Here is a 9,661-nt window from a genome sequence, read left to right on the forward strand (position 1 = left end):
GAGGCGGCCCAGGGGAACACGCCCTTCTCGACCTTGATGCCCTGCTTCTTGGCTTCGTCCTCGGTCAGGCCGACCCACGCGACTTCCGGATCGGTGTAGGCCACCGACGGGATGACGCGGGCGTCGAAGAAGGACTTCTGGCCGGCAGCGGCTTCGGCCGCCACGTGGCCTTCATGCACGGCCTTGTGCGCCAGCATGGGCTGGCCCACGATATCGCCGATGGCGTAGATGTGCGGCACATTGGTGCGCATCTGGCGATCGACCTCGATGAAGCCGCGGTCGGTCACGGCGATGCCAGCCTTGTCGGCGCCGATCTTCTTGCCGTTGGGGCTGCGGCCCACGGCCTGCAGCACCAGGTCGTAGCGCTGGGGCTCCTTGGGAGCGCCTTCGCCCTCGAAGCTGACGTAGATGCCGTCCTTCTTGGCTTCCGCGCCCACCGTCTTGGTCTTCAACATGATGTTGTCGAAGCGGCCGGCGTTCTTCTTCTGCCAGACCTTGACCAGGTCGCGGTCGGCGCCCTGCATCAGGCCGTCCAGCATTTCCACGACGTCCAGGCGCGCGCCCAGCGTGGAGTACACCGTGCCCATTTCCAGGCCGATGATGCCGCCGCCGATGATCAGCATCTTCTTGGGGATTTCACGCAGCAGCAAGGCGCCGGTGGAATCGACGATGCGGTCGTCCTGGGGCAGGAACGGCAGCTTCACCGACTGGCTGCCGGCGGCGATGATGGCCTGCTTGAAGCGCAGCGTCTGGACTTTGCCGTCCTTGCCGGTGACGGCCAGGTGGTTGGGGTCGGCGAATTCGCCCACGCCCTGCACCACGGTGACCTTGCGCGCCTTGGCCATGCCGGCCAGGCCGCCGGTCAGCTTGGCGACGACGCTATCCTTGTAGCCGCGCAGCTTGTCCAGGTCGATCTTGGGTTCGCCGAAGCTGATGCCGTGGGCGGCCAGCTCGCGGGCTTCGTCGATGATGGCCGCGTTGTGCAGCAGCGCCTTGGACGGAATGCAGCCCACGTTCAGGCAGACGCCGCCCAGCGTGTCGTAGCGCTCGACCAGGACCACGGACAGGCCCAGGTCGGCGGCGCGGAAGGCGGCGGAATAGCCGCCGGGGCCGGCGCCCAGCACGAGCACGTCGTACTCGCCGTCGGCCGAGCCCTTGAAGCTGGCCGCGGCGGGCGCGGCGGCCGGAGCCGGGGCGGCGGGGGCTGCCGGCTTCGGCGCTTCGGCAGCCTTGGGGGCTTCCTTGGCGGCCGGGGCGGCGGCGTCCGACGCTTCGACTTCGAGCACGACCGTGCCTTCGGCGACCTTGTCGCCCACCTTCACGTTGACGGACTTCACGACGCCGCCTTGCGACGCGGGGATTTCCATCGACGCCTTGTCGGATTCGACCGTGATCAGGCTTTGCTCGGCCTTGATCGTGTCGCCCACCGCCACCAGCACCTCGATGACTTCAACTTCCTTGAAGTCGCCGATGTCCGGCACTTTGATTTGAACGGTATTGCTCATAGGGCTCCCCGTTTACAGCGCGATGCGGCGGAAGTCGGCCAGCAAGGCGCCCAGATAGGCGTTGAAGCGGGCAGCGGCGGCGCCGTCGATGACGCGGTGGTCATAGGACAGCGACAGCGGCACGATCAGGCGCGGCACGAATTGCTTGCCGTCCCAGACGGGCTTGTGCGAGGAGCGCGACACACCCAGGATGGCCACTTCGGGCGCGTTGATGATGGGCGTGAACGAGGTGCCGCCGATGCCGCCGAGCGACGAGATCGAGAAGCAGCCGCCCTGCATTTCGGCGGGCGAGATCTTGCCTTCGCGCGCCTTCTTGGACAGTTCGGTCATTTCCTGGGCGATCTGCAGGATGCCCTTCTTGTCGGCATCGCGGATCACCGGCACCACCAGCCCGTTGGGCGTGTCGGCCGCAAAACCGATGTGGTAGTACTGCTTGAGCACCAGGTTGTCGCCGTCCAGCGAGGCGTTGAACTCGGGGAATTTCTTCAGGGCCGCGACCACGGCCTTGATCAGGAAGGCCAGCATCGTGACCTTGATGCCGGACTTCTCGTTTTCCTTGTTCAGCGTGACGCGCAGCGCTTCCAGGTCGGTGATGTCCGCTTCGTCGTTGTTGGTGACGTGCGGGATCATGACCCAGTTGCGGTGCAGGTTCGCGCCGGAGATCTTCTTGATGCGCGACAGCGGCTTGGCTTCGATCGGGCCGAACTTGGTGAAATCGATCTTCGGCCACGGCAGCAGGCCCAGCGCGGCGCCATCGGCCGACCCGCCCGCGGAGGCGGCAGCCGGGCCGGCGGCCAGCGCCTGCTTGACGAAACCGCGCACGTCGTCGGCGGTGATCCGTTCCTTCGGACCGGTGCCCTTGACCTTGCTCAGGTTCACGCCCAGTTCGCGGGCGAACTTGCGCACGGACGGCGAAGCGTGCGGCAGTTGGCCGGGTTTCAGGCCGGCGTCTTCGAGCGCGGCGGTCGGAGCGGGACGCTGCGCGGGCGCGGCAGGCGCCGGAGCCGGGGCGGCTTCGGCCTTGGCGGCCGGCGCGGGAGCGGCCTCGGCCTTGGCGGCCGGCGCCGCGGCGGCGGGCGCGGCACCCTCCACCACGACCACGACCGAGCCCTTGGCGACCTTGTCGCCGACCTTGACCTTCACTTCCTTGACCACCCCGCCCTGCGAGGCCGGGATTTCCATCGAGGCTTTGTCGGACTCGACGGTGATCAGGCTCTGCTCGGCCTTGATGGTGTCGCCGACGGCGACCATGACTTCGATGACTTCCACTTCCTTGAAGTCGCCGATATCCGGCACTTCGATCTCGACCGGGCCGCTGGCGGCGGCCGGCGCGGCAGCCTCGGCGCGGGCGGCGGGCGCGGCGGCGGCCTGCTTGGGCGCTTCCTTGGCCTCGGCCTTGGGCGCTTCTTCCTTGGCGGCCGGCGCGGCGGCATCGCCCGCGGCGGCGCCCCCCTCCACTTCCAGCACCACGGTGCCTTCGGCGACCTTGTCGCCCACCTTCACGTTGATGGACTTCACCACCCCGCCCTGCGAGGCCGGGATCTCCATCGACGCCTTGTCGGATTCGACCGTGATCAGGCTTTGCTCGGCCTTGATCGTGTCGCCCACCGCCACCAGCACCTCGATGACTTCGACTTCCTTGAAGTCGCCAATATCGGGAACCTTGATTTGCACGACGTTGCTCATGTCTCTTTACCCTCAGGCGTATTGCGGGTTGGCTTTGTTCGGGTTGATGCCGTACTTCTTGATGGCTTCGGCCACCTTGGCGGCAGGCACCTTGCCCTCATCGGCCAGCGCGCGCAGCGCGGCGAGCACGACGAAATGGCGGTCCACCTCGAAGTGCTCGCGCAGCTTCGAACGGAAGTCCGAACGGCCGAAACCGTCGGTGCCCAGCACCTTGTATTCGCGGCCCTTGGGCACGAACGGACGGATCTGGTCGGCGAACAGCTTCATGTAGTCGGTCGACGCGATGATCGGGCCTTCCGTCTTGGCCAGCTGTTCGGTGACGTAAGCCACCTGAGGCTTCTTCTCTTCGGGGTGCAGCATGTTGTGGCGCTCGACGTCCAGGCCGTTGCGGCGCAACTCGGTGAAGCTGGTGACGCTCCACAGGTCCGAGGCCACGCCCCAATCGGCTTCCAGCAGTTCCTGGGCCGCCATGACTTCGCGCAGGATGGTGCCCGAGCCCATCAGCTGGACGCGGTTCTTGCCCTTGCCATGCGACTTGAGCTTGTACATGCCCTTGATGATGCCTTCCTCGTCGCCCTGGGTCAGACCGGGCTGCGGGTAGTTTTCGTTCATCACCGTCAGGTAGTAGTAGACGTTTTCCTGGTCTTCCACCATGCGCTTCAGGCCATGCTGGACGATCACGGCCAGCTCGTGGCCGAACGTCGGGTCGTACGAGACGCAGTTCGGGATGGTCGAGGCCAGGATGTGGCTATGGCCGTCTTCGTGCTGCAGGCCTTCGCCGTTGAGCGTGGTGCGCCCGGCGGTGCCGCCCAGCAGGAAGCCGCGCGCCTGCATGTCGCCGGCCGCCCAGGCCAGGTCGCCGATGCGCTGGAACCCGAACATCGAGTAATAGATGAAGAACGGGATCATGATGCGGTTGTTCGAGGAGTACGACGTGGCCGCCGCGATCCACGAGCTCATGGCGCCCGCTTCGTTGATGCCTTCCTGCAGGAGCTGCCCGTCGGCCGCTTCCTTGTAGTACATGACCTGGTCCTTGTCGACCGGCGTGTACTTCTGGCCTTCCGGCGCATAGATGCCGATCTGGCGGAACAGGCCTTCCATGCCGAAGGTGCGCGATTCGTCGGCCAGGATCGGCACGACGCGCGGACCCAGTTCCTTGTCGCGCAGGACCTGGTTCAGGATGCGCACGAAGGCCTGGGTGGTCGAGATTTCACGGCCTTCCGCGGTGGGCTCCAGCACGGCCTTGAACGCGTCCAGCGCGGGGGCCTTGAGCTGCTCGTCGGCCTTGGCGCGGCGGCGCGGCAGGTAGCCGCCCAGCGCGGCACGGCGCTCGTGCAGGTACTTCATTTCGGGCGAGTCTTCGGCCGGCTTGAAGTACGGCAGGTCGGCCAGCTTGTCGTCCGGGATGGGGATGCCGAAGCGGTCGCGGAATTCGCGGATGGAGTCCAGCTCCAGCTTCTTTTGCTGGTGGGTCGGGTTCTTGGCCTGGCCGACGTGGCCCATGCCGTAGCCCTTGATGGTCTTGGCCAGGATGACGGTGGGCTGGCCGGTGTGGTCGCTGGCCGACTTGAAGGCCGCGTACACCTTGTGGGGGTCATGGCCGCCACGGTTCAGGCGCCAGATGTCCTCGTCGCTCATGCGCGACACGGCTTCCAGCAGCTTGGGGTGCTTGCCAAAGAAGTGTTCGCGCACGAACTTGCCGTCGTTGGCCTTGTACGCCTGGTACTCGCCGTCGACGGTTTCTTCCATGATCTGGCGCAGGATGCCTTCCTTGTCGTGCGCCAGCAGCGGATCCCAGTAGCCGCCCCAGATCAGCTTGATCACGTTCCAGCCCGAACCGCGGAAGTCGCCTTCCAGTTCCTGGATGATCTTGCCGTTGCCGCGCACCGGGCCGTCCAGGCGCTGCAGGTTGCAGTTGATGACGAAGATCAGGTTGTCGAGCTTTTCGCGGGCCGCCAGGGCGATGGCGCCCAGCGACTCGGGTTCGTCCATTTCGCCGTCGCCGCAGAACACCCAGACCTTGCGGTTGCTGGTGTCGGCAATGCCGCGGGCGTGCAGGTACTTCAGGAAACGGGCCTGGTAGATGGCCATCAGCGGGCCCAGGCCCATCGACACCGTCGGGAACTGCCAGAAGTCCGGCATCAGCTTCGGATGCGGGTACGAGGACAGGCCCTTGCCGTCCACTTCCTGGCGGAAATGGTTCAGCTGGTCTTCGGTCAGGCGGCCTTCGAGGTAGGCGCGGCCGTACATCCCCGGCGAGGTGTGGCCCTGGAAGTAGACCAGGTCGCCGCCGTGGGTTTCGTCTTCCGCGTGCCAGAAGTGGTTCTGGCCGCAGCCGATCATGGTGGCCAGCGAGGCGAACGAGGCGATGTGGCCGCCCAGGTCGCCGCCGTCGGGCGGGTTGTGCTTGTTGGCCTTGACCACCATGGCCATGGCGTTCCAGCGCACGTACGAGCGGATGCGGGCTTCCAGTTCCAGGTTGCCCGGGTGCGCCGGCTCCAGGCCGGGGGGAATGGTGTTGACGTAGGCGGTGTTCGGCGAGAACGGGATGTGGGCGCCGGAACGGCGCGCCTCATCGATCAGGCGTTCGAGCAGATAGTGGGCGCGCTGCGGTCCTTCACGGTCGAGGACTGCCGCCAGGGCTTCGAGCCACTCCTGGGTTTCAAGGGTGTCTTCGTCGTTGGCAGCCTGTACGGCGCCAGCCTGGGCGAAAGAGGACATCGTGTGTCTCCTGTTTGGGTTCGTTCGTGACCACACCCGCTTATTTCATCTACTCGCGGACACTGCATGGTAGCCGGGATCATCCGGGCTACCATGCATGCATGGGTCGGGGTGTTCTAGAGACCTGCTTGGGTCGGTTCCCTATCAGCCGGCATTCTAAGAAAGAAGAGTAACCGGTCGCAAGGAAAATTTCATGTTGCGGTACGGCATTTCATAATACGGAAAATTGACCAAAAGCTGAACGTTCGATCCTCATTCTTTTCCAATACTTTTAGAGGGCCTCTCTAAATGGAGGAGCCGATTCCCGGCAATTCCCTCCCAACACGCACTAAAATGCGCGGTCTATCCGGCCCGAATTCCATGTCCAGCGCGCCCAAGTCCAATATTCCTACGCCGTTCCACGATCACGCCCGCACTCGCCGGCGGGGCGTGTACTGGGTCACGCCAGCAATGGTGCTGATCCTCTATATCTGCGTGATGGCGGTGTTCTTCTGGTTGCAGCGCATCCATGACGACAGCGTCATGTTCGTCACGATCGACCAGGAAATGCGCCAGCAGCGCCTCATCTGGGTGGTGCTGGCGCTGTCCTGCGTGATCGTCATCAGCCTGCTGATGCTGTGGCGCTACACCCGCTTCCGCTCGTCGGCCGAGGCCGCCCTGATCGCCGAGACCGGTTTCCGCCGGGCCATGGAGAACTCCATGTCCACCGGCATGCGCGTGCTCGACATGGAAGGCCGCATCGCCTACGTGAATCCGGCGTTCTGCCGGATGATCGGCTGGAACGAGGCCGACCTGATCGGCCGCAGCCCGCCCTTCCCCTATTGGGTGCCGGGCCGCCACGAGCAGCACCAGCACACCCTGGACGTGCTGATGTCGGGCAAGACGCCCAGCAGCGGGCTGGAAGTCGAGGCGCAGCGCCGCGACGGCTCGCGCTTCACGGCGCGCATGTACGTGTCGCCCCTGCTGGATCCCAACGGCAACCAGATCGGCTGGATGACCTCCATGACCGACATCACCGAGCCCAAGCGCATCCGCGAGGCCCTGACCGCCGCGCACGAGCGCTTCATGACGGTGCTGGAAGGCCTGGACGACGCCATTTCGGTCACCGCCGACACCCACGACGGCCTGGAACTGCTGTTCGCCAACCGCACCTACCGCCGCGTGTTCGGCGCGCAGACGGGCGGCCACGACGAACTGCTGGCCGGCCGCCGCGGCCGCTTCACCGACGAATCCGTGGAGGTCTTCGCGCCCTCCGTGCAGCGCTGGTTCGAAGTGCACCACCGCATGCTGGCCTGGACCGACGGCCGCCGCGTGCGCATGCAGGTGGCGCGCGACATCACCGAGCGCCGCGTCCACGAAGAGGCCTCCCGCGTGCAGCAGGAAAAGATCCAGCTCACCAGCCGCCTGACCACGATGGGCGAAATGGCCTCTTCGCTGGCGCACGAGCTGAATCAGCCGCTTACCGCCATCGCCAACTACAGCATGGGCGCCGTGGCTTTGGTCAAGGCCGGCCACACCAGCCCCAACATGCTGCTGCCCGCCCTGGAAAAGGCCGCGTCGCAGGCCGAGCGCGCGGGCAAGATCATCAGCCGCATCCGCGAATTCGTGAAGCGCAGCGAACCCCGCCGCCAGCGCGTGGCGATCGGCCGGATCGTGGACAACGCCATCGGCTTTGCCGAAATCGACGCCCGCAAGCGCCGCATCCGCATCGACAGCTTCGTGCCGTCGAACGCGCCCGACGTGCTGGCCGACCCCATCCTGATCGAGCAGGTGCTGCTGAACCTGCTCAAGAACGGGCTGGAGGCCATGGAAAAGAGCGAGTCCGACGAACTCAAGGTCGCGGTGATCCTGCACGACCAGCACATCGAAGTGGCGGTGGTCGACCGCGGCCACGGTCTGGCCGAGCCCGAGCGCCTGTTCGAACCCTTCTTCAGCACCAAGACCCAGGGCCTGGGCATGGGGCTGAATATCTGCCGTACCATTATTGAATCGCATCACGGCCGCCTGTGGGCGGATCCCAACCCCGCCGGCGGTACTATCTTCCGCTTTACCCTGCCCTGCGCTGCGACCCAGACGCAGGCCCAGAACGATCAGTCAGAGGAGTTGCACGCATGAACACGCCCCACCTGTCGAGCACGGTATTCATAGTTGACGACGACGAAGCGGTACGCGATTCGTTGCGCTGGCTGTTGGAAGCCAATGGCTATCGCGTTCGCGCCTATGCCAGCGGTGAATCCTTCCTGGAAGACTACGACGCCAGCCAGGTCGGCGTGCTGATCGCCGACGTGCGCATGCCCGGCATGAGCGGCCTGGAACTGCAGGAACAGCTGATCGCCCGCAACGCGCCGCTGCCCATCGTGTTCATCACGGGCCACGGCGACGTGCCCATGGCCGTGTCGACGATGAAGAAGGGCGCGGTCGACTTCCTTGAAAAGCCGTTCAATGAATCGGACCTGCGCGAAATCGTGGCGCGCATGCTGGAGCAGGCGACGCAGCGCGTCAGCAAGCACCAGGCCCAGAAAGACCACGAAGCCATGCTGGCGCGCCTGACCGCGCGCGAGCAGCAGGTGCTGGAGCGCATCGTCGCCGGCCGCTTGAACAAGCAGATCGCCGACGACCTGGGCATCAGCATCAAGACCGTCGAGGCGCACCGCGCCAACATCATGGAAAAACTCGAAGTGACCACCGTTGCAGATTTGATGAAAGTGGCCCTGGCCAAGCCGGAGGCGCATGCATGAGCCGTCAGGCCGACCCCAAGGCGAATACCGAAGCGCGCAGCGCGGAGGTTTCCGCATGACCGCAAGAATCATTGACGGCGCCGCCCTGTCGCAGCGCATTCGCGAAGAAGTCGCCCAGCGCGTTTCCGCCCTGGCCGCCAAGGGAACCCGCCCCGGCCTGGCCGTGGTGCTGGTGGGCGAAGACCCCGCCTCCCAGGTTTACGTACGCAACAAGGTCGCCGCCTGCGAAAAGGCCGGCCTGCACTCCGTGAAGGAGCAGTACCCCGCCGACATGACCGAGGCCGACCTGCTGGCCCGCATCGGCGAGCTGAACCGGGATCCGTCCATCCACGGCATCCTGGTGCAATTGCCGCTGCCCAAGCACATGGACTCCCACAAGGTCATCGAAGCCATCGCGGCCGAGAAGGACGTGGACGGTTTCCACATCAGCAACGCCGGCCTGCTCATGACCGGCCAGCCCCTGTTCCGCCCCTGCACGCCCTACGGCGTGATGAAGATGCTTGAATCGGAAGGCGTGGCGCTGCGGGGCGCCGAAGCCGTGATCGTGGGCGCCAGCAACATCGTCGGCAAGCCGATGGCGATGCTGCTGCTGCAGGCGGGCGCCACCATCACCATCTGCAATTCCAAGACGCGCGACCTGGCGGCGCAGACCCGCCGCGCCGACGTGCTGGTGGTCGCCACCGGCAAGCCCGGCATGATCGACGGCTCGATGATCAAGCCCGGCGCCGTCGTCATCGACGTGGGCATCAACCGCGGCGCGGACGGCAAGCTCTGCGGCGACGTGGACTTCGCCTCCGCCAAGGAAGTCGCGGGCGCCATCACGCCCGTTCCGGGCGGCGTGGGCCCCATGACCATCGCCATGCTGCTGGTCAATACCGTCGAAGCGGCCGAGCGCAAGGCATGACGTAGGATGGGTGAAGCGCGAGAGTTCCTGGGCAAGAACCCAGGTGCTCAACGCGCGAAACCCATGCGGCCGTGGGCAGACAGCGCCCCTGTGCAGGCCGAAAAAAC

6 protein-coding genes are annotated in these 9,661 nt (G+C 65.7%); 3 read left to right on the forward strand and 3 right to left on the reverse strand.

The genetic code is table 11. The features are described from left to right. From ACN6PJ_RS30525 to aceE, 3 genes are all read right to left on the reverse strand, one after another. Positions 1-1,505 (reverse strand): FAD-dependent oxidoreductase (locus ACN6PJ_RS30525; protein WP_427999396.1); only part of this gene is annotated, 1,505 nt, incomplete at its 3' end. Positions 1,506-1,517: 12 nt separating this feature from the next. After that, positions 1,518-3,191: a dihydrolipoyllysine-residue acetyltransferase gene (gene aceF, locus ACN6PJ_RS30530; protein WP_427999397.1), complete on the reverse strand. Its 1,674-nt coding sequence runs from the start codon at positions 3,189-3,191 to the stop codon at positions 1,518-1,520. Positions 3,192-3,203: 12 nt separating this feature from the next. After that, positions 3,204-5,912, reverse strand: a complete 2,709-nt coding sequence (aceE, locus tag ACN6PJ_RS30535; protein WP_427999398.1) for a pyruvate dehydrogenase (acetyl-transferring), homodimeric type — start codon at positions 5,910-5,912, stop codon at positions 3,204-3,206. Between the two features lie 360 nt (positions 5,913-6,272). Between aceE and ACN6PJ_RS30540 the strand changes: the two genes are divergently transcribed. Genes ACN6PJ_RS30540 through folD form a run of 3 tightly spaced genes read left to right on the forward strand, consistent with a single transcriptional unit; the run spans position 6,273 to position 9,554 of the window. After that, the gene (locus ACN6PJ_RS30540; protein ID WP_043545732.1) at positions 6,273-8,027 is read left to right on the forward strand and encodes a PAS domain-containing sensor histidine kinase; all 1,755 of its coding nucleotides are present in this window, start codon (positions 6,273-6,275) and stop codon (positions 8,025-8,027) included. Further along, on the forward strand, positions 8,024-8,650 hold the full coding sequence (locus ACN6PJ_RS30545) for a response regulator transcription factor (protein ID WP_043545730.1): 627 nt from the start codon (positions 8,024-8,026) through the stop codon (positions 8,648-8,650). The genes ACN6PJ_RS30540 and ACN6PJ_RS30545 overlap by 4 nt, the downstream gene beginning before the upstream one ends. A gap of 55 nt (positions 8,651-8,705) precedes the next feature. After that, positions 8,706-9,554: a bifunctional methylenetetrahydrofolate dehydrogenase/methenyltetrahydrofolate cyclohydrolase FolD gene (gene folD / locus ACN6PJ_RS30550; protein ID WP_427999399.1), complete on the forward strand. Its 849-nt coding sequence runs from the start codon at positions 8,706-8,708 to the stop codon at positions 9,552-9,554. Positions 9,555-9,661 lie beyond the last annotated feature (107 nt).

The organism is Achromobacter sp. (genome assembly GCF_050285585.1).
Taxonomy (GTDB): Bacteria; Pseudomonadota; Gammaproteobacteria; order Burkholderiales; family Burkholderiaceae_B; genus Achromobacter.

What these genes read in the sequence shown, in the direction of transcription:
- aceF (WP_427999397.1), bottom strand. Translation starts at nt 3,191, where the DNA reads ATGAGCAACGTCGTGCAAATCAAGGTTCCCGATATTGGCGACTTCAAG.
- ACN6PJ_RS30540 (WP_043545732.1), top strand. Translation starts at nt 6,273, where the DNA reads ATGTCCAGCGCGCCCAAGTCCAATATTCCTACGCCGTTCCACGATCAC.
- folD (WP_427999399.1), top strand. Translation starts at nt 8,706, where the DNA reads ATGACCGCAAGAATCATTGACGGCGCCGCCCTGTCGCAGCGCATTCGC.
- ACN6PJ_RS30545 (WP_043545730.1), top strand. Translation starts at nt 8,024, where the DNA reads ATGAACACGCCCCACCTGTCGAGCACGGTATTCATAGTTGACGACGAC.
- aceE (WP_427999398.1), bottom strand. Translation starts at nt 5,912, where the DNA reads ATGTCCTCTTTCGCCCAGGCTGGCGCCGTACAGGCTGCCAACGACGAA.